Source organism: Aquimarina ulvae (genome assembly GCF_053613295.3).
Genome location: NZ_JBSIBP030000003.1, coordinates 390,615 through 412,729 on the forward strand (window position 1 = coordinate 390,615; position 22,115 = coordinate 412,729).

A 22,115-nucleotide genomic window follows, 5' to 3' on the forward strand; every position below is an offset into this window, starting at 1 on the left:
TTGTTTTGATATTAAATATAATTATCAATAAGCGTTCCAAAGTTCTCTATCGATACTTTTTTATGTTTTATCAAAATCTATACTTACCGAATTTACGCAATAACGCTGACCTGTTTCGGTAGGTCCATCATTAAAAATGTGCCCTAAATGACTACCGCAGTTGGCACAAAGTATTTCTGTTCTGATCATTCCGTGAGTGGTATCTTTAATATATTCTACATTACCTTCTATGGATTCATCAAAACTAGGCCATCCACAACCAGAGTCAAATTTAGAGGTGCTTTCGAAAAGAGGAATGTGACACGCCATACATTTATAAGTACCATCTTCTGAATGGATATTATATTCTCCTGTAAATGGACGTTCAGTTCCTTTTTGCCTCAGCACTCTGTATTGCTCTTCAGTAAGTTCTTTTTTCCATTCTTCTTCTGTTTTTTGAAAAGGGTATGTACTCATTGTTTATCTTCTTTAGGTTCAAAAATTAGTGCATCACCATTAATGCAATGTCTTTTTCCGGTAGTTTCTCTGGGGCCATCATTAAATATGTGTCCCAAATGTCCTCCACAAGTAACGCAAAGCAATTCGGTTCTAGCGTATCCTAACTTATAGTCTGTATCTACAGAAACATTTCCTTTTACAGCTCTATCAAAGCTTGGCCATCCAGTACCACTATCGAACTTATGTTCACTCTCATATAAAGGAGTATTGCATCCAGCACAATAAAAAGTACCTGCTTTATACACTTTATTTAATGGACTGGAATAGGGTCTTTCGGTCCCTGCTTGTCTAAGAATATAATATTGTTCATTAGAGAGGATTTCTTTCCATTGTTTATCCGTTTTTGAAACCGCATATTCTTTTTTTTCTTTTTTGACTTCTTTTTGTGCATTACCAGTACAACTTATAGTTAGCATACCGATGCATAATATCAGGATTTTTTTCATCATTTTTATATTAAATTATAGTTTCTTTAAATAGTCGTTACATGTCTTTAAAGATAACGCCAAAGTCATTATTTTGTAATAAAGTGAACTATAGTGTCAATTACCTTTTTATCTCCTAGAATTTTTCTATGACCTAGTTTTTCGGTTAGCAACAAGGTTCCGTTTTTTAATTTTTCGTGTATTGCTTTTGCAGCCCTGTAATGTACATCGACATCGTTTTTATCGTGAACAACCAGTGTTGGTATGTGAACACCTTCTGCAGAAATTCCACCTGAGTAATTGTCAAGGTTTTCTCCATAGTGCTTATCAAAATATTGTTTCATCAATGAACCCGTTTTCTGACCTAATTGTAAGTTTTTAACAAAGTTCTGGGTTATCTTGGTGATGCTATCAGCAGTACCAATAATCACGAGTTTTTCAATATTTAAGCCATGTTTTGTCGCTCTCAGTAATGACATTCCTCCTAAGGAATGTCCAATTGCACTTATAAACGGACCGTGTGTTTTATCCAATTGATGTATGGTCTCAATAAAATGTAACATATTACTTCTTTTTCCTGGAGCTTCACCGTGTGCAGGTGCATCAAAACTTATGGTGCTGTAACCTTCAAGCACTAATTGATCAGCAATCTTAGAAAGCTGCGTGCCACTACCAGACCATCCGTGGGCTAGTAAAATCTTTTTATCAGAGTATCCATAATTATAAACTATGACCTCTCTGTTAATCTTTTCTATTTTTATTTTTTCTTTGCGACTCTCCACAGCCATATTTTTTTCTCTTTCTGGTCTATCATATTTAAAAGGTGTTAAGAATAAACGCGCGCCAAATCGAGAGGCTAAAAAAGGTGAAATCCAACCCAATACTTTTCCAGTATACAAAATTGGTTTTGGTATTAGTAATGCCTGTACAGGTATCAGGTCTTTATTAATCTTAGTCATTAATGAATGCTTCAATTTTTATTTAAAACTAAAATTAAAACAACAAAAATAGATGTAAGAAATATTATGATTAATTAACATTATGTATAGTAACTGATGAAATAAAACGAAATATATCCTTTGAATTCTTGTATATGAGTTAATAAAGTGCTTAATTTTGTAGCTTATTTTTAATTTTAAAACAAATGCGGGTGAAACCCACTGAAATAGAAAAAAAAGAACAAAAAGTACTTTATGACTATCAGGCCAGAGATATTGACAAAATTTTTGGGCGTTTGCAAGAGTTTCCTAAAAACTATAATTTACTATACCAGCTCCCAACAGGAGGAGGGAAAACAGTTATTTTTTCTGAAATAGTAAGAAGATATATAGCCACTACAAAGAAAAAAGTTGTGGTACTCACACATCGGATTGAACTCTGTGATCAAACTTCTAACATGCTTACTGAGTTTCGTGTAAAAAACAAAATCATTAACAGTACTGTAAAAAAGCTAGAAGATCAAGATGAGTATATGTGTTTTGTTGCTATGGTGGAAACCCTTAATAATCGGTTGAATGATGATCAACTGGAGATTAATAATGTAGGAATGGTAATTATTGATGAAGCACATTATAACTCATTTAGAAAGTTATTTCGCTTTTTTAATACTTGTTTTATTTTGGGTGTTACAGCAACTCCACTTAGTTCCAATATGAAACTTCCAATGAAGGATAACTATCGTGAGTTGATTGTAGGGAATACCATATCATCACTTATTGAAAGTGGTTTCTTAGCTAAACCCATTACTTATACTTATGACGTAGGGCTAGGTTCTCTAAAAATTGGAATGAATGGTGATTATACGGTAAAATCATCTGAAGAACTTTATACCAATATACTAATGCAAGATAGGCTGTTAAAAGCCTATGAAGAAAGAGCAAAAGGACAAAAAACATTGATATTCAATAATGGAATCAATACTTCTATTCAGGTATTTGACGTTTTTCGCAGAGCAGGATATCCTATAAGGCATTTGGATAATACCAATAGTAAACAAGAAAGAGCTGATATTTTAAAATGGTTTAAGCATACGGATGATGCAATCTTATCTTCGGTTAGTATATTGACTACAGGTTTTGATGAACCAACTGTAGAGGCTATTATCCTTAATCGCGCTACAAAATCCTTAACACTCTATTTTCAGATGATAGGTAGAGGTTCTAGAATATTACCGAGTAAATCAGAATTTTCTATAATAGATATGGGAAATAACACAGCGCGGTTTGGTCTCTGGAATGGAGAAATAGATTGGCAGGCAATCTTTAGATCACCAGATTTTTATTATGACACTTTGGTAAGTGACGATGAGATAGAGCGTAATTTTAAATATGTAATGCCCGAAGATGTCCGAAAGGAGTTTGCTAATTCTACAGAAATAGATTTTGATATCGAAACGGCCTATGCTAATACTAAAAAATACGGTTTGCGCAGTAAAAGTGTATTAGAAAAATCGATAGAACAACACGCAAAGATGTGCGCCGAAAACAGTGAGGATGTTTTCGATGCAAGAATTCTGAGTAAATTACTAGATCGGGATATTGAGTACAGAGTTCGACGATATTCATATTGTATTAGCAAAAGCACTAAAAATTATAGGGATTGGCTGCAGGAAGATTATACTAGAAAACTACGTTCTCGAATCAATCAATTTTTTTATAATAAATAACTACGCTTTTACAAGTAGTTTTCCCAAGTTCTTCCCATAAAATAACATATTTAGAGCTTCAGGTAATTTGTCAAAACCTTCAATAATGGTTTCTTGATATTGGATCAACCCATTTTTTACCCAAGGAGTCATTTCTGAAAGCATTTCATTCATTCTTTCATTATAATCACGAGCTAATACCCCTTGGATAGTTGCTCGTTTGTAAAGAATTTTATGTAGAAATCTAGGTCCCATTTCTGGTGTGTCTAATCCGCCCGAGTATTGTGAAATTTGGCCACAGATGATAATTCTCGCGTGGAGATTGATATGGTCAAAAACAGCATCGGTAATATAACCACCCACATTGTCATAGTATATATCAATTCCATTGGGACATAATCGTTTTAACTCCAGAAGTATTGTTTTGGTAGATGGATATTTTTTATAATTTATGACCTCGTCAATACCAATAGTTTCTTTAAGAAAGGTTGTTTTTTTATCAGACCCTGCAATTCCAATGACATTACAGCCCTTGATTTTGGCAATTTGTGCCACAATTTGCCCTACGGCTCCTGAGGCTCCGGAAATGACAACAGTTTCCCCTTTTTTAGGTAGTCCAGCTTCAAGAAAACCAAAATATGCTATGCGTGCAGGCATTCCTAGAATGCCTAAAGCAGTTGTAACCGAAGTTTCATTGGGATCCAACAAGCGAAGACTACTAATTTCTGTAATTGCATATTGTTGCCAACCTGTATATGATAATACCCAATCTCCTTTTTTGAGAGAAGATTTCTTGTCATTAACGGCAACTATTTTTGCAACTACGGCACCGCCTTGAACAGCGCCAATTGGATGTGGTTCTTCCCAAGTGTTGCTTTTGGATTGTTGGATTCTCATATACGGGTCTATACTAAAATATATAGATTTTAATAATGCTTGTCCCGGTTTTAGATCTGAAACCGAAATAGCAGACGCTTGTAACGTATAATGTTGTTTATCGACTAACTTTTTAGGTCTTTTACTATAAATCCATTGTTTATTTTTAATGTGGTTCATCTTGATAATTTTAATTTAATTTCACCTACTAAGTAAGGAACGGAGTATCCACTTAGAAAAACACGATCTGACTCTAATTTACAATCAATTTCGCCACTCCTTTTAGATAGTTGACGTGCTTTCAGCTTTTTCTTTTTTAGTTTTTTAGCCCAAAATGGTACTAATGCGGCATGTGCAGATCCGGTAACAGGGTCTTCTAAAGGAATTTCGGGGTTGGCATCAAATACTCTAGATACAAAATCCGAAGTTTTTCCTTCGCAGGTTATAATAGTACATAAATAGGGGAGTCCCTTAAGAATATTTAATGTTGGTTCTTCATTGATGACTTCTTCTTCTGACCCTACAAGTATAATTAGATCTCTTCCTGCAAATGCTTTTATTGGTTTGGCTTTAAAAGCTGTATACACTTCTTTTGGAATATCAATAGGTTGTGGTGGCCGAGATGGAAAATCTAATGTAATGGAACCATTGTTTTCTTTTTTAGCTTTAAGAATACCGCTTTTCGAAGAAAATGTTATATGATTTATTGTATCATCAATATAATTAAAAATAACATAAGCTGCAGCTAAGGTGGCGTGACCACATAGATCAATTTCCGCATAGGGCATGAACCATCGTATTTCATAAATAGCATCTCTTTTTACAAAAAAACCTGTTTCTGCAAGATTATTTTCTTTAGCAATATTTAATAAGGTCTGATCATTTAACCAATAAGGCAAAGGGCAAATTGCCGCTGGGTTTCCGCTAAATAATTGTTGTGTAAAGGCATCGATTTGATATATTGGAATTTTCATAGGTTCTAGTTTTTTAATAAATCTTCAGAATTTGACCAGTATTGGTATTGGTTAAGCTATGCTCATATATCTTAAGTACATCATCTATTTTTACAGGTAGATAGCCTGCAAATTTTTTATCTTTTGGAAAATCACCAGCGATGGCTCCGGGTGCTACCGCATTAAGACGAATACCTCTTTTCAATTCACGAGATGCTGTATTCACAAAACTATGTAACGCTCCATTCACTAAAGAGAGTGCTACTGCATTGGGTTCATAATGTTCTGCAAGAATTCCGGTTGTTAATGTAATGGAACCATTGTCGTTTAGATAATGATTTGCGGTATGTACAAGATTTACCTGTCCCATTAATTTACTTTGTATGCCCAAATAATAGTCTTTTTCATCTAACTTATATAATGGTTTCCAAGTTGCTGTTCCGGCAGCATTAATAACGGCATCTAGTTTTGGTAATTTTTCAAATAATGATTTAATAGAATCTTTATCTGTAATATCAATAGGGTACTGATCACTCGTTCTATGTGCTCCAAATACTTTATGTTGATCCTTCAGATAATGGTAAATTTCTTTACCAATTGTTCCGGTTGCTCCTATAACTAAAATTTTCATAATTATATATTTAGTTTTTTAAATATGTTATTGTAAATTTTTTTATAAATTATTGGTTATTTCATGAATATATTCCAGTATCATCTTTTCATTTCTTTTAAAATAGGTCCACTTTCCGTGTCTAGTAGGGATCAACAACCCTGCCTTATTCATGGTAGCCAGATAATGTGAAATAGTAGGTTGAGATAATCCAGATTTATCCTGAATATATTGACCACATACTCCAAAATCAAAATGACCTAAATCCACGTGTGTAGGAAAATTAGACGCAGGATCTTTTAACCATTTCAGTATATCTAACCGAGTCGAGTTTGCCAATGCTTTATGTATCTCTAAAATCTTTTCCTTTTTCATTTGTCAAATATACATATTTAATTTTATAAATATATGTATAGAATTTACTATTTTACAATTATGGCACAAATCTAAAGAAATATCAGATGTTATTGATTAGAACATGCGTGTATCTATCCAGATTCTTTAAAACCATGTCACTTCCTTTAACAACCATTTGCAGTGGGTTCTCTCCCTTGTATACGGGCAAGTCTGTGGCCATAGAGAACCGTATATCGAGTCCTCTAAGCATGGAACCACCACCCGTTAAAAAAATCCCCGTTTTATAGATATCCGAAGAAACCTCTGGTGGAATATCTGATAACGTATCCAATACTGCATTTTCAATCTGTCTAATAGACTTATCCAAGCTTTTTGCAATCTCTTTAAATGTGATATGAACTTGTTTTGGTTTACCTGTCAGGATGTCTCGGCCACGTACTGCAACTTTTTTGGGAGGAGATGTTAACGTGTCTAGTGCAGAACCAATATTAATTTTGATCTCTTCGGCTGTACGTTCACCAATATGCAGGTTGTGATACTCTCTAAGGTACTTAATAATATCTTTATTAAAGACGTTTCCAGCTATTTTTACAGATTTCCCTGATATAATTCCGCCAAGAGTTATTACTGCAATTTCAGTAGTACCACCACCTATGTCAATGACCATATGGCCTTTAGGTTGTAATACATCAATGCCAGCTCCGATAGCTGCTGCCATTGGCTCAGATATTAAATACACTTGTTTTGCATTGAGACGTCTTGCAGAGTCTTTAACAGCTCGCATTTCGACTTTAGTAATTCCACAAGGAATTGCAATAATTATTTTGAAAGATTTTATGAATATCGCATTACCGACTTCAGAAAGCTTTTTTATAAAAATTTTAAGCATTTTCTCTGATAAGTCAAAATTTGCAATAACTCCATTTTTTAGCGGAGAGAGGGTTTTAATATTCTCGTGGATTTTGCCACGCATGGAGTTGGCCTCTTTCCCTACAGCTATTATGTTTCCGCTTATTCTATTGATTGCTATTATAGAAGGTGCATCGATTGCTATTTTACCTTTATGAGTAATCAATGTATTGGTAGTACCTAAATCTACTGCTATTTTATTGTTTAGAAAGTCAAAAAAGCCCATAATTGTTGGTTGAGTTTGTATTGATTTGTGGGTAATTGTTCTCTATGGTTTCTAAATCCTAATAACTCTATTAAGCACTTAATATTGTAGTTGTTTTTTAAACAACTGTAATTTATTTTTTATAATTTTTATTCTTTTGTTTGTCACCTTTAATGGTATTGATGTAGAATATTCTTAAAACTAATAGGTAACTTGGATTTCTTTGGAGTTTTTTTCAGGTCTTTGGTCTTTTATTTTAAGTCTGGTAAAATTTTTATAGCTAACTATCGTTTTCCAGATAGTTTCTATTATTTTTGCTGCTAATGATGCGTAAATACATTTTTTTGGTAATAATTTTTTTTACCACTTTTACCTTTTCACAAATAGGTGGAAGATATACTTATCAATTCCTGAATTTGGTTTCTTCTCCAAGACAAGCAGCGCTTGGTGGAAAGTATGTTACCGGTTACAATATGGATCCAACATCAGCAATGCTTAATCCCGCTGCAATTAATATTGAAATGGATAACCAACTGGCTGTGAATTATGTAAATTACATTGCAGACGTCAACTATGGTTCTGTATCATATGCCAAAGCCTTTGGAGAAAAGAAACATGTATTTCATACAGGAATTACTTATATAAATTACGGTAGGTTCGATGGGTTTGATGAATTTGGAAATGAAACAGGTGATTTTGGAGCAGGTGAAGTAGGATTGTCTCTCGGTTATGGATATGCAATTCCAAATTCAAATTTTCACGTGGGAGCTAGCGGAAAATTTATTTCTTCGAAGTTAGAAGAATACACTTCTTTAGGAGGTGCGTTGGATTTTGGAATCATTTATCATCATCCAGAATCAAAATTTGATTTTGGTTTTGCAGTACGTAATCTTGGTACACAATTTACGACCTACGCGGACACAAGAGAAAATTTACCGTTATCAGTGGATATGGGATTCGCACAAACATTAAAGAATGTACCAATTCGATGGAACTTCACATTAGAAAATTTACAAGTTTGGGAGGTGGCATTCCGAAATCCCGCACGAGATATAACCGATCTTGAAGGAAATGCAGAAGCTGATGATCCAAGTTTTTTCAATAATGCCTTACGTCATGTGGTTCTTGGACTCGAGTTTTTTCCTGATAGCGGATTTAATATACGGTTAGGATATAATTTTAGAAGATCAGAAGAACTGAGAATAGTTGATCAAAGATCCTTTGCGGGGATTAGTGGTGGATTTTCTCTAAAACTTGGCAAGTTTCGATTTGCATATTCTTATGCGCGCTATAATTCTGCTGCCTCTTCGAGTACTTTTGGTGTAAACATAAATCTTCAATAGTGAACAAAAAAATTATCATTGCAATAGACGGTCATTCTTCAACAGGAAAAAGTACAGTGGCAAGGCAGCTAGCCAAAAAACTTGGGTATATTTATGTTGATACAGGTGCTATGTATCGCGCAGTTACATTATATGCCATGAGAAAATGTTATATTGACAAGAATCGCTTTAACAAAGAAGCATTAGAACGTTTTCTTCCATTCATCAATATCAAATTCGAAGTGAATTCCAAAACAGGATTGGCTGAAGTGTTGTTAAATGATGAGAATGTAGAAAAGACCATACGAAAACTAGAGGTGTCCAATTTTGTAAGTCAAATTGCAGCTGTTTCATTAGTTCGAAAAAAATTAGTAGAACAACAGCAATTGATGGGTAAAGATAAAGCAATTGTAATGGATGGTAGAGATATAGGTACTGTCGTTTTTCCTGATGCGGAATTAAAGTTGTTTATGACAGCCACCGCAAAAGATAGAGCAGAACGTAGATATAATGAACTAATAGATAGAGGAGAAAAAGTTACGTATGAAGATGTTCTAAAAAATGTTGTTGATAGGGATCATATCGATAGTACAAGAAAAGATTCTCCACTTCGCAAAGCTGAAGATGCTATAGTCATTGATAACTCTAACCTTACTCTTGAAGAACAATTTGACAAAATTCTTACGATAGCCAAAAATGTTATAGCAGAAAAAGGAAATTAAACCTTCTTAGTCATGAAGTTGTTAATCCGAATCTTTGGATTCTCTAAGTTTGTAGAATGTCATCTTTCCTTTTACCCATTCTATAAGTTCTTTTTGTTGATCTTTTTCAGTGACTAATAATACTCTGTTTAGGATTAAGGTTTTGTCTTTGAATGTATATCTAAGTGGAATAGTTGTATCTGTAACAGCATACAACGGAGTTTCCTTAAGAATTCTATATTCCTTGCCATTGTTCATCACTACAGATTTTTTAGACTCATAAATAATGCTCGTTTTGGACAACGATTGTGCATATCCAGACACAGATATTATGAAGAGGAATGAAAATAAAATCGATTTCATACTTATTATAGATTTGGAGAGTATTACGGTAAAACCACAAATTTAGTCATTTTATTGCTTTTAACCAGTATTTTTCTTTAAGCACGTATATGTTAAAATTTTCTTTAGATATTATTGAAAATCATCACAGGTATTGAGCAATAAAAAAGACCTTCCATTATAGTTCGGAGGGTCTTCCATATTTAGTGTTTTCAACAGTATTTCTTATAGATTTGGGATAATCAATTCCTGATCAGGATGAATAACATCTGGGTTTTTTAAAATATGTGTGTTCGCAGCAAAAATCTCTTTATATTTCATTGGATCCTTGTAGTAATGTTTTGCTATTTTACTTAAAGATTCTCCACTTTTTACAGTATGCTTATGATATATCGATTCATCGGCAACTTTAATGTCTGCCATGATATCAGAAGGAGCTTCTCCACCAATTTCTTTAATTTTATCCCATAACAGGTTTTTTTCGTATTGTGTATTCGCAGTACCCCGAACTTCTAAAACTCCATTTTCTACTTTAACATCGCCATTTTGTATATTTAATTCTTGTCCGAGATCTAAAACGTCTTGATATTTTGCTTTAACCATAACTAAGTTGATTTTTAAAATTAGTAATTAGATTTACTCAAATATAATAATTTCTAAAGTTGATTTTACATTATTTCCTGATTAAAAAACATCATATAATCGTTGAAATACATAATTTATCTATATTCGAATATTTATAAAAAAAGACACTATGTTTCGAAAGCGATTCTACTACCTCATTCAACTCCAATATTTAGGTTTTAGATATCATGGGTGGCAAAAACAACCTAATGTCAATACGTTACAGCGAATGGTTGAAAGAACGATTAAATACGTTTTGGATTCCAATAACTTTAAAGTTTTGGCAGCAGGACGAACAGACGCTAAGGTTTCTGCCAATGAAGCATATATTGAATTGTTCGTGGATCATAATTCACTGGTTTTGAAAGATTTTTTTGAATTATTTAATCAAAATTTACCTCAAGACATAAGAGCAATTAGTATACAAGAAACAGATAATCAGTTTAATATCATTCAGCATCCAAAGATTAAGGAATATATATATATGTTTTCTTTTGGTGAGAAGTTTCATCCGTTTAGCGCTCCCTTTATGTACAACATTATGGAATCTCTTAATATAGATGAAATGATAAAAGCTGCTACATTGTTTGAAGGGAAGCATAATTTTAGGTCTTATTGTCACAGACCAAATAAGCATACAATTGTTAACGGTGAAATTTTACAATGCGAAATAGTTAGAAACAATTTGTACACTGCAAGTTTTTTTCCTGAAGAAAGTTATATACTAAGGGTCAAAGGAGAAGGATTTAAAAGAAACCAGATTCGATTGATGATGGGAGTATTACTGGATTTAGGAAAAGGTAACATAACAATTGATTTTATTAAAAAGACATTAGACCCTACTGCAGACGAAATAGTCCTGGAACATATCGTTCCAGGTTCTGGATTGATTTTAAATGCGGTAGAACTAAAAAATGGATAAGATGAAAGTAATATCTACTAATATTGGTAAACCTAAAGTTATTTCTTGGAGAGGAAAAGAAGTAAAGACGGGTATTTATAAATATCCTGTAAGTAAACCCATTTTTCTTGATATGGAGGATGTAAAAGATGATCATGTTGTAGATAGGCGAGTACATGGAGGTGTTGATAAAGCCTGTTATTTATACGCGGCGGAACATTATCCTTATTGGAAAGAAAAATATCCGGATCTGCACTGGAGTTATGGAATGTTTGGGGAAAATGTAACTGTATTAGGACTCGATGAACGTACGATATATATTGGAGATATTTATAAATTAGGAGAAGCCATTGTTCAAGTTACGCAACCAAGACAACCGTGTTATAAGCTAGGAATACGTTTTGGAACACAAGCAGTTTTAAAACAGTTTATTGAAGCAGTAAAACCTGGCATTTATATAAGAGTATTGACTGCTGGTTTTGTTAAAACAGATGACATTTTGATACCTGAGAAAATTCATACTGAAGGAATATCAATTAGCGATATGTACGTATTATTATACGATCAAAATTTACACATAGATCTAGCTAAAAAGGCTTTAGATGATTTGTTTGTAACCGTAAATAATAAGAAAAATATATTAAATAAATATGGAAGCTCAATATAGGGATGATTATAAAATTTATTCATTTTGGGATCATAAAAATTAAATAAAGGATATGAAACATTGTAGCAATTTTAATAGGATCCATGGTTTGATGATTAGTTTTTTATTACTTTTTATCGGTTGCACGGATACGACAACTGTTACTACTGGGAAAAAATATAGATCCATTAATCTTCCTGATGGTTCTTTAGCGTTACTCAATCATAATAGTTCGATCAAGTATAATGAAGATTTTAATTTGCGTAATGTAAAATTAGAAGGAGAAGCTTTTTTTGATGTAGTTGCTCATGAGCATCCCTTTGTAGTAATAACCGATCATGGAGAGGTTAAAGTTTTAGGTACAGAATTTAATGTAAAGGCAACCACAAATCAGCTAGAAGTGGATGTCAAGGAAGGGCTGGTTGAATTGAAGACAGCATACAATCAAAGTAAGCTAAAAAAGGGAGTTAAAGTGGTTTACAAAGAAGGAGAAAAGACTTTTCAACAAATAAAATCTAATCAGGAATTTAAAAAATGGACCAAAGAGCTAAAGGCTGAGTTCAAGAAACTAGGTAAAGAAATTAAACCTGCAGCTAAAAACATTGGCAAGGAATTTAAAGAGGTTGGTAAGGAAATTAAAAAAGAGTTCCAAAAACTGAAGAATAATTAAAATACTTCATAAATGAAACCTATCGATGTTGTTGTTTCTTTAGTAAGTCTATTGCTTATTGTTCTCAAAGATATTAGAGTTCATTCTTTACGGGTATATTCTTCCCGTTTTTAGAGAAGCTTACACATTGTAGAATTGATAAATACAATTTTAGGAGAATGTTAGGTGCTATTCTCCATCACTCAAAAACTATTCTCACTAAGATTTCCAAAAACTACACATGATTTCACGGTTTACAGGGTATGCTCAATGTATTGATTTCAGGAAGTTTGTAGTATGCTTTCTATAGAATTGTTTAACATCAGACTGTAATGAAATATAAAATGCTACTCTTTTTATTATTGCTTATAACAAGTAAGCATTTAACCGCTCAGGAATCCCTTAAACCTTTTGTGAACCATTATAGTGATAATTTAATTCTGGAGAACCTTCCTGCTATCTCTGAAGATGGTTTTCATTACTTGGTTGAATATAGTGCTTATTCTTGTTGTATTGATTTGGGTACTTCTCTGAAAAAAATAGGATCTGCAGAAGGAAAAGTGATACGAGAAATAATTATTTCTCCCAATGAAGAAGCTGATCCATTTACGGTTACTAAACGACAATCAATTTATGAAAGTGTAAATAATATTCTCGAAAATGATACTTACTATACATTGACAATGGTTGAAAAATTTAAAGTAGTAAATGAAGGTGATATTGATGGAATGTATGTTAGCGTACATATGGATGCTATTCCATACACCAGTGAAAAGTTTACATTACCCAGAATAATGTCACACGGATTTTGTTGTAATGGTGGAATAGATATAGATGAAAATTGTTTACTGTATCAAAACGTGATTGCAGTTTACTTGTCTGTAAAACGGAAAGTTTTTTTGATAGAAACTGGATTAAGGGAACTTATGGATGGTTGTGATCAGGGACCTTTTTACACTATGATTCCTATTTCTTGTGATTAATTACTTTCTAAAACTGCTAGTGCTAATTTTATAGTATTATAATCAAGCGCTTGTTCAAAATGCTCAAAATAAGACTTTAAGCTATCTGGATTATCAAGTATTTCTTTTGCTTCTTTTACAGAATTAACATCATCGTTACTGACAAATTGTTTCAAATCAATATTCTCTCCATCTTGGTGTAGTTTCAAGATATGAGAAAAAATAGTTGACTGTGCCAGTTTTCTTTCCTGTGCAATTTCTTCTATAGACAATCCTTGCTCGTATAGATTTAGGGTTTCTTTATAGGAATTACCTTTGTTTTTATTTGACTTTTTCTTCCTTGTAGTCTTTTCTGAGGAAAAATCGATAATTGCTTTTATGAATTGATATCCATAGTTCTGCATTTTTAGCTTACCAACACCACTAATTTGCATAAACTCCTCATCGCTCATCGGTCTGGACTTTTCCATTTCTTTTAAAGAGGCATCATTAAAAATCTGATATGCAGGAATTCCTGCGTCTTTAGCGAGGTCTAATCGCAATTCACGTAATTTCTCGAACAATGAGTTTGGTTTGGTTTTTTTAATTGGTATCTCAACTGATTGTTTGATCTTTTCAAATTCTGCCAAATTTGCCAGAAGCACCTTTTCTCCTTCGAATAGTACTTTTTTAGATAGAGATGTGAGCTTAAGTTTATTATGTAGATGAAAAGCAATTTCTAGATACCCCTGATTTATAAGCTGGATAATATATTGCTGCCAATCTCTCCAGGAAATATCACTAGCAATTCCATACGTTTTAACTTTTTGATATCCTTTATCTAAAATTACCGCATTTTGCGCTCCTCTAAGTATATCAATTACGGTTCCGATCGGTTCTTCTTCTTTGATCCTAACCACTGTTGATAAAGCTTTTTGGGCGATAACAGTACCATCAATAAAGCTTGGTGGGTTCTTACACACATCACAATTACCACAATCCTCTTCAATTAATTCTCCAAAATAGCTCAATAGTATTTTCCTTCTACAACTTAGCGAATCTGCATATTGCTTCATCCTTTCTAACTTGGCCATTTGTACTTCTTGATTACCAGATGTGGTGGCAAACTTCTGCAGTTGTACTACATCGGCATAACTATGAAAAAGGAGAGTAGATGAAGGTAATCCATCCCGACCAGCACGACCAATTTCTTGATAATATCCTTCTATGTTCTTAGGCAAATTATAGTGAATCACCCAGCGCACATTGGATTTATCGATTCCCATTCCAAAGGCAACGGTGGCGCATACGATTTGTATGCGGTCATTTATAAATCCCTCTTGCACGTTAGCACGTTTTTCGTGATCAATTCCTGCATGATACGCTTCTGCAATGATTCCCTGACGTTGAAGTTTTTCTGCAAGCATTTCTGTCGTTTTCCTGCTCAAACAATAGATGATACCGGCATCATTAATTTTGTCTTTAAGAAAATCAAAAATCTGTTCTATTCTCTTGTTACCAGGGCGAACTTCTAAACTTAGGTTTTTACGGTCGAAAGAAGCCAAAAATTGTTTTGCATTTGGAATATGTAGTTGTTCACATATATCCTGACGAGTAGCTTTATCTGCTGTAGCTGTTAGTGCAATAACAGGCGTATCAGGAAATCTTTTTTTAAGATACCCTAATTGTGTATATGCGGGTCTAAAATCATGACCCCAAGCCGAAATACAATGTGCTTCATCAATCGCGACCAAGCTAATTTCTGTTTGAGAAAGCATGTTATCCAGAAAATTCAGGCTTTCTGGAGCTACATATAGCAGTTTAATCTTACTATCCTGAATTTTTTCATAAATTTCTTGTTGTTCTTTTTCATTTTGACTGCTATTTACAAAAGCAGCCTGTACGCCGTTGGCAAGTAATCCATCTACCTGATCTTTCATTAAAGCAATTAACGGAGAAATCACAAGTGTTATACCTGGCAGCAGTAGTGCAGGAAGTTGATAGCAAATTGATTTTCCACCACCTGTTGGCATTACAACCATATTATCATTCCCTTTAAATACAGATTCAATAATATTTTGTTGTAATGGTCGAAAACTATCGTAACCGAAATAGTCTTTTAGTGTATTTAGAATTTGTTGTTCTGGCATAAATACAAAGAAAGTAAAAAAGCATCTATTACTTATTTCTTTTTTAAAAGTTGTAAAATTTATTTATAATATCAAGATCCGGTTCAACTTTTTAAAAGATAGCGTATCCCAGGATTATTGATAATGAATTGTATTTAGAATTCCAAGAAGGCGAAGAACCTAAAACATTTCGAATTGTCTGATTTCTTAACTCTATGGTATAGGTGTTTTTATATGTATATCCTATACCGTAAGAAAAATTAACTTCAGAGCTTAAATCAAGTGTTGGGCCTCTTTCATACGTAATAGCAGCATCACCAAGTGGGAAATCAAGAACAACTGCGCCATTAACAAACAATTTTGATTGTTTACTTAAAAACAAATAATGCCTTATTCCCAAAGGTAATTCTATAGAGGTATAATCCACATCTACTTTTATTCCGGATTCGAAAGTAAAAGACTCTTTATAGGATTGATAAGTGGGCTCTGCAAAAAAACTCCATTTATTTCTGTTAAAAGGCAATATAAATTCTGCTTCTATACCAAATCTTGCGTCGATTTTACTATCGAAATCTACCGAAAAAGTAGGTAGGTCTGTCGTGAAGTTATTTATAGAAAGTGACGAGCTTTTAATTCCCGGTCTAAAGCTTAGGTTAAAAAAGTCTCGTTTTTGTTTGGTTGTATAATTGGTAAATTCGGATTGTTGACATTTATTGTAGTTTTCAAAAAAACGAGTAAGATCTTTGCTATTGTAACCTACATTATTTATCGTTTTAATCGTGATAGAATTACATTTCAAATCTTGCCATAATTGTACTTTATACGCTGTGTTCTTTCCTATTTTATTTTCAGAATTGATGTAATTTTTGAAAATTAATTGCGAAATAGTATTATCATCTTTATTGTAAAAGTACCTTGTTAAGTTTTTATCCGCATACTTATAAAGATTTTTTTCTCCTTCTATAAGTATTTTTAGAAACAGCACTTCTTTGTTAAAAATAGGCTCTTTGTTTACACTTAAATCGGTTGTGTTATTACTGGATCGATCTATTTGTACTTCTGATCTCTGATACTTAGATATATTATCAATACCAAACTCTTTGCAGTTTTTGGTAGAGAAAACTTTTTCTTCAGAATCTTCGTTTAATTTGTACTTGATTTCTTTAGGATTGTTTTTCCAATCATTATTTCTAATGAGGCATTCTACTTTTTCATTTGTATTGGTTATAAAATATCCTTGGTCAAAAGTAATTTGACCGAAGGTGCCTATACTAAGTAAACAAGCTATAATTATACCGATTTTTTTTTCCATAGTGTGATTGTTATAATTTCCTTTCTTTAATTAGTTCCTTTAGTGGGGAAAATGTTACTCTAACTTGTACACTTTTTTATACTATAATAAAAAACCAAGCATTTGTGTATTACGGGCTCAATATATTGATATTTACCTTTGAATTTTATAAAAATGATGAGAAAAATAAGGTAACAAGTGATACTCTATAGAAGTTTTATCCTTCTCATTCAAACCGCTATAGTATATTTTGGGGTTTTCAAATATTTTGATGAATAGTGGTATATTGAAATAATAAAAAGATCCATGTTATGCGTGTAAAACATAATTAGTACACAGAATAGTATAAAAAAAGCTTTGCCTATTGTATGAAAGTTTTTATACAAGCTTGTGTTATTTTATTGCTCATCATCGATACTATATTTAGTTCATACTAACTAATATACATAAAATGAAACAAGTCACATTTAGCCAACATTTATTGAAAAAAAAACTTTTGAAAGTTACTCTAAAATCCCTCTTATCGCTCCTGAAACAATATCATCATTGATATAGGGGGCACTACGACTTTATTTTTCACTATTTTCTTTCCTTCAAAATCAAACGTGTTGCCCGATACGGCTATTTTCCAATTTCCTTTAAGATCGTGTGTGATCGCTTTAGGGTTACTATTATAAATCACATAGATGTTTTTCCAAGAATCACCATTAGCATTGTTGCTAATCTGGTAGCTAATTAACCCATTTTTATCATTTGTAAACTCTAAATTAGTCGTAACCTGATCAGCGTCATTCATTCTAAACGCCGGATGTGCTTTTCTTAAAGCAATTAGGTTTTTATAGTAAGCAACCACATCTGAGTTGGTACTTTTCCAGCTCCAATCAATTTGGTTAATACTATCAGGAAGATTATAAGAGTTGTGTTCACCATTTTTGGTACGTAACATTTCCGCTCCAGCATGTATAAAAGCAATTCCCTGAGAAGTCATTACAATAGCATTGGTTAGCCTCTGCATAGCTACTAATTGTTTATGTGAAGCATCTTTTCGGGATATTTTCAATTTGTCAAATACGGTATGGTTATCGTGACAAGAAACGTAAGAAACCGATTGCCAAGGTTCATTTGCCCAAGGGGCTTTGGAATAATTTATTTTAGTATAATCAACTTGTGGATGTTTGATTGATCCTACTATTCCCATTTTAACTGATTCCTCCGTGTTTTTAGCGCCACTTACAAATCCTGTACTTTCTTCTTTAAAAACAGAACCTTTTAACCCATCTCTTAGATCATCACTAAAAGCAGAAATTTGTGGCATTTTCATAGTATACTTTTTTAATGCTCTTCTTTCTTCTGCTAAAGGAGAATCTCCGGCGGTCCATCCTTCACCATAGATAAAGATATTTGGATTGATACCTTTCACAGTTTCAGCTACCTTATTCATAGTTTCTGTATCGTGTATCCCCATCAAATCAAATCGAAAACCATCTAAATGATATTCTTTTGCCCAATATGCTACAGATTCAGTAATGTATTTCTGCACCATTACTCGATCCGAGGCAGTTTCGTTACCACAGGCCGACGCATCAGAAGGTTTTCCATCTTCCCATTGGCGGTAATAATATCCGGGAACTTCTAAATTAAAATTAGAATTTTCGGTTTTCCCGGTATGATTATATACCACGTCCAAAATAACACCGATCCCATTATCGTGAAAAGTTTTAACCATTTGTTTAAACTCTTTGATTCGCACTTCCGCATGATAAGGATCAGAAGAAAAGGAACCTTCCGGCACATTATAATTTTGCGGATCATATCCCCAATTAAATTGAGGTTTTTCTAATTTTGTTTCATCGATAGCGTAGTGGTCATACGTAGGAAGTAAATGCACATGTGTGATTCCTAATTCTTTTAGGTGGTCTATTCCGGTAGCTATACTATCAGGTCCTTTGGTACCTTTTTCTACCAATCCCAAATATTTACCTGGCATACTTGATCCTGATTGTGGATGAATTGTCATATCTCGTATGTGAAGCTCATAAATTATAGCTTCATTTGGATATTTCAGTTCAGGACCTCTATCTTGACTCCATTTATCAGGATTTGTAGTCTCAAAATTTAGCACCATTGCTCTTTTCCCATTTACTCCGGTGGCTTTTGCATATATTCCTGGGGTTTCTTCTAACCAATTTCCATCTATCATCGTTTGATAGGTGTAATAAGTGCCTTGCAGGTCTCTCTTAATTTGCAATTCCCATACTCCTTTTTCTCCTTTTTTTAATGCTAAGGTTTCTAACGGAGTACCATCGTTACCCGTTTGATATAGATGTAATTGTATTTTTTCTGCGGTGGGAGACCATATTTTAAACGATGTAACTTCTCTAGAATAATCTATCCAAAGGTTCGCTTCTGTGGGAGTAGGATATTCTTCAAAACTGGTATAGGCTACTTTTTTTTCTGAACACGAAATGATTGTTGATAAGATAGATAGGTACATGAAAATACGTTTCATACGTTTATACTTATAAGTTTATATATGGTTACGGTTAGTTACTATAGGTTTGAAAAGTATGCTTTATTTATAAAAACAAGTCTGAACTAAGATACCGATCACCACGATCGCAAATAATAGCTACCAGAACACCATGATCTAATGTTTCTGCTAACTTTAATGCTGCGGTTACAGATCCGCCACTGCTCATTCCTGAGAACACACCCTCATCTTTGGCAAGTCTTTTGGCCATTTTGGTAGCTTCTTCCTGACTAACTTCTATAACTTGGTCTACTTTAGAAGGATTAAAAATTTTTGGGAGGTATTCTTTTGGCCATTTTCGAATTCCTGGAATTCGTGATTCATCTGTGGGTTGTACGCCAACAATTTTAATGTCTTTTGATTGTTCTTTTAGATAGGTGGAAGTTCCCATAATGGTCCCTGTGGTTCCCATTGAGGAGACAAAATGAGTTATTTTACCTTCGGTATCTTTCCATATCTCAGGTCCTGTTGTTTTATAATGTGCTTTCCAATTATCATCATTGGCAAATTGATTCAACGTGATATAACCACTATCAGCTACTTTAGTTTCTGCATAATCACGTGCTCCTTCGATTCCAATATCTTCAGGGGTTAAAGTGACCTTTGCACCATATGCACGCATTGTTTGTACACGTTCTTTAGTAGAATTTTCTGGCATCACCAGTTCTATATCCAGTTTAAATATACCAGCAATCATGGCTAATGCAATACCAGTATTACCACTGGTTGCTTCAATTAGCTTCGTATTTTGATCAATATCACCTCTATTTAAAGCAGATTTAATCATATTATAAGCTGCACGATCTTTTACGCTTCCTCCTGGATTGTGCCCTTCTAATTTTAAAAATAATGTAATATTTGGATTTTTAATAAGCGAAGTAGCTTTCACCAAAGGCGTGTTTCCGATAAGGTCTAAAATACTATGCGACATTAAATAACTTTTTTGATCTTTATTTCTGAAGTATTTGATATAATTGAGTTTTGGGGTACAGAGGAGGTAATCCAAGCATTACCACCAATGGTACTATTCGCCCCAATAATTGTTGTGCCACCCAAGATGGTGGCGTTGGCGTAAATAGTAACATTGTTTTCTACTGTAGGGTGTCTTTTAACATTTCGAAGTTTTCTATCTACATACAACCCACCTAATGTAACACCTTGATATATTTTTACATTATTTCTGATAATCGCGGTTTCTCCGATTACTATTCCGGTTGCATGATCAATAAAGAAAGATTCTCCAATCTCAGCACCAGGATTAATATCTGTACCAGTCAATCGATGGGAGTATTCTGTCATTAATCTTGGAATTAGCGGTAATCCAAATTTTAATAGTTCATGACTCAATCTATAAATTGCGATAGCATAAAATCCAGGATATGCGAGATACACTTCTTCTATAGAATTTGCTGCAGGATCACTTTTCATAAATGAATCTGCGTCTTTATTGAGCTTTTGTAATATTTCTGGTAATTTTTGTAAATACGAGTGCCATATTTTGCTACAAGGCCTTTCTACTTCCCAACAGGCAAGATCTACAAGCTCTTCGAAGGTTTGTTCTAACAGATCAATATTTTTCTCCACTTCTGTGTCAGAATCAAATAAAGTGTAAAAAAGAAGATTGGTAAAATACTCGGTTCTTTCTTTCAGTTTTAGCTTTAGATTAGGGTTTTTTTTCTGTTTTTCAATCTTAGCTATAATTTGTTCTCTTTCTCTAGTCATTGTGCCTATTTTGAAAAGTCTAGTAAATATATAGAATAAAGAAATAGAGAAGTCTTATTTAAATATAAATACTTACATTTTTACAATAATTATAACAAAGAAAGGCAAGAATTGATAGTAATACATAAATTTAGGTCAAAACTCGGAAGAGAATAATCAAGTTTATTCGTAACAATAGTTTATACTGGAAGTAACTTCGTAAAAAAATGATTAGCCTTTTACTCTTATATGTAACTGACATTTATCATAATTTTTGTTGGAATATAATAATAAATTTGAATATCATTTTTAAATTAATTCAACATGAAAAAAAGAACTCCTGTTTCCAAACTAATGACTTCTGATGTGATCACATTAAATAGCACAAACGGATTAGAAACTGCAGAAATGCTATTCAAAGAAAATAAAATCAGACATATACCTGTAGTTAAAGGTGATGCCATCATAGGAATGTTAAGTTATACAGATTTACTGCGTATAAGTTTTGCCGATGCGATTAATGATAGTGATGGAGATGTAGATACAGTGGTGTATGAGATGTTTACTATAGAACAAGTCATGGCGAAAAACCTGGTAAGCGTTAGCTCCAATACAACGATAAAAGAGGTAGCAGAAATATTAGCCAAGAGAGAATTTCACGCATTACCAGTTATCGATAATGGTAAACTGGCAGGAATCGTAACAACTACCGATTTAATAAACTATTTGTTAGAACAATTCTAATAGTATATATCAGTTTTTCTTGGTAACATTTATATGAATATTTGGTAAACCTTCTTTGATTTTTTTTAAAGAAGGTTTACGCTATTATTTAAAATTTAGTTAAACTTCTACTCAACG

General features: G+C 33.2%; 23 protein-coding genes. 8 read left to right on the plus strand and 15 right to left on the minus strand.

Annotation, left to right across the window (positions count from 1 at the left end):
* Positions 1 to 60: 60 nt before the first annotated feature.
* The 3 genes from msrB (ACWGOQ_RS08695) to ACWGOQ_RS08705 all read right to left on the minus strand — a co-directional run bounded on the left by msrB (ACWGOQ_RS08695) (position 61) and on the right by ACWGOQ_RS08705 (position 1,882).
* A complete protein-coding gene (msrB, locus tag ACWGOQ_RS08695; protein ID WP_452057556.1) occupies positions 61 to 456 on the minus strand; it encodes a peptide-methionine (R)-S-oxide reductase MsrB in 396 nt (131 codons plus the stop codon).
* On the minus strand, positions 453 to 944 hold the full coding sequence (msrB, locus tag ACWGOQ_RS08700) for a peptide-methionine (R)-S-oxide reductase MsrB (RefSeq protein ID WP_452057950.1): 492 nt from the start codon (positions 942 to 944) through the stop codon (positions 453 to 455). Before msrB (ACWGOQ_RS08700) ends, msrB (ACWGOQ_RS08695) begins: the two co-directional genes overlap by 4 nt.
* A gap of 68 nt (positions 945 to 1,012) precedes the next feature.
* Positions 1,013 to 1,882 (minus strand): alpha/beta hydrolase, encoded by an 870-nt coding sequence (locus tag ACWGOQ_RS08705; protein WP_452057557.1) that lies wholly within the window; start codon positions 1,880 to 1,882, stop codon positions 1,013 to 1,015.
* A gap of 185 nt (positions 1,883 to 2,067) precedes the next feature.
* Between ACWGOQ_RS08705 and ACWGOQ_RS08710 the strand changes: the two genes are divergently transcribed.
* On the plus strand, positions 2,068 to 3,588 hold the full coding sequence (locus tag ACWGOQ_RS08710) for a DEAD/DEAH box helicase (RefSeq protein ID WP_452057558.1): 1,521 nt from the start codon (positions 2,068 to 2,070) through the stop codon (positions 3,586 to 3,588).
* On the opposite strand, the gene ACWGOQ_RS08715 is transcribed toward ACWGOQ_RS08710, so the two are convergent.
* The 5 genes from ACWGOQ_RS08715 to ACWGOQ_RS08735 all read right to left on the minus strand — a co-directional run bounded on the left by ACWGOQ_RS08715 (position 3,589) and on the right by ACWGOQ_RS08735 (position 7,498).
* A complete protein-coding gene (locus ACWGOQ_RS08715; protein ID WP_452057559.1) occupies positions 3,589 to 4,623 on the minus strand; it encodes an NADP-dependent oxidoreductase in 1,035 nt (344 codons plus the stop codon).
* A complete protein-coding gene (locus ACWGOQ_RS08720; protein ID WP_452057560.1) occupies positions 4,620 to 5,417 on the minus strand; it encodes a PhzF family protein in 798 nt (265 codons plus the stop codon). Before ACWGOQ_RS08720 ends, ACWGOQ_RS08715 begins: the two co-directional genes overlap by 4 nt.
* Before the next feature lie 13 nt (positions 5,418 to 5,430).
* Positions 5,431 to 6,027, minus strand: a complete 597-nt coding sequence (locus ACWGOQ_RS08725) for a short chain dehydrogenase (protein WP_452057561.1) — start codon at positions 6,025 to 6,027, stop codon at positions 5,431 to 5,433.
* Positions 6,028 to 6,069: 42 nt separating this feature from the next.
* On the minus strand, positions 6,070 to 6,381 hold the full coding sequence (locus tag ACWGOQ_RS08730; protein WP_452057562.1) for an ArsR/SmtB family transcription factor: 312 nt from the start codon (positions 6,379 to 6,381) through the stop codon (positions 6,070 to 6,072).
* Positions 6,382 to 6,463: 82 nt separating this feature from the next.
* Positions 6,464 to 7,498 carry a rod shape-determining protein gene (locus tag ACWGOQ_RS08735; RefSeq protein WP_452057563.1) on the minus strand — a complete coding sequence of 345 codons (1,035 nt, stop codon included), beginning with the start codon at positions 7,496 to 7,498 and terminating at the stop codon, positions 6,464 to 6,466.
* 323 nt (positions 7,499 to 7,821) lie between these two features.
* Here ACWGOQ_RS08735 and porQ point away from each other — a divergent pair, with 323 nt between their 5' ends.
* Together porQ and cmk are read left to right on the plus strand one after the other, a co-directional pair.
* Entirely contained in the window at positions 7,822 to 8,820 is a 999-nt protein-coding gene (gene porQ, locus ACWGOQ_RS08740; protein WP_452057564.1) for a type IX secretion system protein PorQ, read from the plus strand.
* Positions 8,820 to 9,521, plus strand: coding sequence for a (d)CMP kinase (cmk, locus tag ACWGOQ_RS08745; RefSeq protein ID WP_452057565.1), 702 nt, complete (start codon positions 8,820 to 8,822; stop codon positions 9,519 to 9,521). Before porQ ends, cmk begins: the two co-directional genes overlap by 1 nt.
* Before the next feature lie 21 nt (positions 9,522 to 9,542).
* On the opposite strand, the gene ACWGOQ_RS08750 is transcribed toward cmk, so the two are convergent.
* Positions 9,543 to 9,863: a hypothetical protein gene (locus tag ACWGOQ_RS08750; RefSeq protein WP_452057566.1), complete on the minus strand. Its 321-nt coding sequence runs from the start codon at positions 9,861 to 9,863 to the stop codon at positions 9,543 to 9,545.
* A 204-nt stretch (positions 9,864 to 10,067) separates the two neighbouring features.
* Positions 10,068 to 10,445 (minus strand): LysM peptidoglycan-binding domain-containing protein, encoded by a 378-nt coding sequence (locus tag ACWGOQ_RS08755; protein ID WP_452057567.1) that lies wholly within the window; start codon positions 10,443 to 10,445, stop codon positions 10,068 to 10,070.
* A 151-nt stretch (positions 10,446 to 10,596) separates the two neighbouring features.
* On the opposite strand from ACWGOQ_RS08755, the gene ACWGOQ_RS08760 reads away from it, so the two are divergent.
* The 4 genes from ACWGOQ_RS08760 to ACWGOQ_RS08775 all read left to right on the plus strand — a co-directional run bounded on the left by ACWGOQ_RS08760 (position 10,597) and on the right by ACWGOQ_RS08775 (position 13,645).
* Positions 10,597 to 11,388, plus strand: coding sequence for a tRNA pseudouridine synthase A (locus ACWGOQ_RS08760; RefSeq protein WP_452057568.1), 792 nt, complete (start codon positions 10,597 to 10,599; stop codon positions 11,386 to 11,388).
* Between the two features lies 1 nt (position 11,389).
* Positions 11,390 to 12,034: an MOSC domain-containing protein gene (locus ACWGOQ_RS08765; RefSeq protein ID WP_452057569.1), complete on the plus strand. Its 645-nt coding sequence runs from the start codon at positions 11,390 to 11,392 to the stop codon at positions 12,032 to 12,034.
* Positions 12,035 to 12,086: 52 nt separating this feature from the next.
* Positions 12,087 to 12,683, plus strand: a complete 597-nt coding sequence (locus tag ACWGOQ_RS08770) for a FecR family protein (protein ID WP_452057570.1) — start codon at positions 12,087 to 12,089, stop codon at positions 12,681 to 12,683.
* A gap of 311 nt (positions 12,684 to 12,994) precedes the next feature.
* The gene (locus tag ACWGOQ_RS08775) at positions 12,995 to 13,645 is read left to right on the plus strand and encodes a hypothetical protein (RefSeq protein WP_452057571.1); all 651 of its coding nucleotides are present in this window, start codon (positions 12,995 to 12,997) and stop codon (positions 13,643 to 13,645) included.
* On the opposite strand, the gene recQ is transcribed toward ACWGOQ_RS08775, so the two are convergent.
* From recQ to epsC, 5 genes are all read right to left on the minus strand, one after another.
* Positions 13,642 to 15,753, minus strand: a complete 2,112-nt coding sequence (gene recQ, locus ACWGOQ_RS08780; RefSeq protein ID WP_452057572.1) for a DNA helicase RecQ — start codon at positions 15,751 to 15,753, stop codon at positions 13,642 to 13,644. The genes ACWGOQ_RS08775 and recQ overlap by 4 nt on opposite strands.
* 91 nt (positions 15,754 to 15,844) lie before the next feature.
* Positions 15,845 to 17,044, minus strand: coding sequence for a tRNA modification GTPase (locus ACWGOQ_RS08785; RefSeq protein ID WP_452057573.1), 1,200 nt, complete (start codon positions 17,042 to 17,044; stop codon positions 15,845 to 15,847).
* A gap of 499 nt (positions 17,045 to 17,543) precedes the next feature.
* The gene (pulA, locus tag ACWGOQ_RS08790) at positions 17,544 to 19,532 is read right to left on the minus strand and encodes a type I pullulanase (protein WP_452057574.1); all 1,989 of its coding nucleotides are present in this window, start codon (positions 19,530 to 19,532) and stop codon (positions 17,544 to 17,546) included.
* Between the two features lie 67 nt (positions 19,533 to 19,599).
* Entirely contained in the window at positions 19,600 to 20,484 is an 885-nt protein-coding gene (gene cysM / locus ACWGOQ_RS08795; RefSeq protein ID WP_452057575.1) for a cysteine synthase CysM, read from the minus strand.
* On the minus strand, positions 20,484 to 21,275 hold the full coding sequence (gene epsC, locus ACWGOQ_RS08800; RefSeq protein ID WP_452057576.1) for a serine O-acetyltransferase EpsC: 792 nt from the start codon (positions 21,273 to 21,275) through the stop codon (positions 20,484 to 20,486). Before epsC ends, cysM begins: the two co-directional genes overlap by 1 nt.
* A gap of 303 nt (positions 21,276 to 21,578) precedes the next feature.
* On the opposite strand from epsC, the gene ACWGOQ_RS08805 reads away from it, so the two are divergent.
* Positions 21,579 to 21,998, plus strand: coding sequence for a CBS domain-containing protein (locus ACWGOQ_RS08805; RefSeq protein ID WP_452057577.1), 420 nt, complete (start codon positions 21,579 to 21,581; stop codon positions 21,996 to 21,998).
* Positions 21,999 to 22,115: the final 117 nt, after the last annotated feature.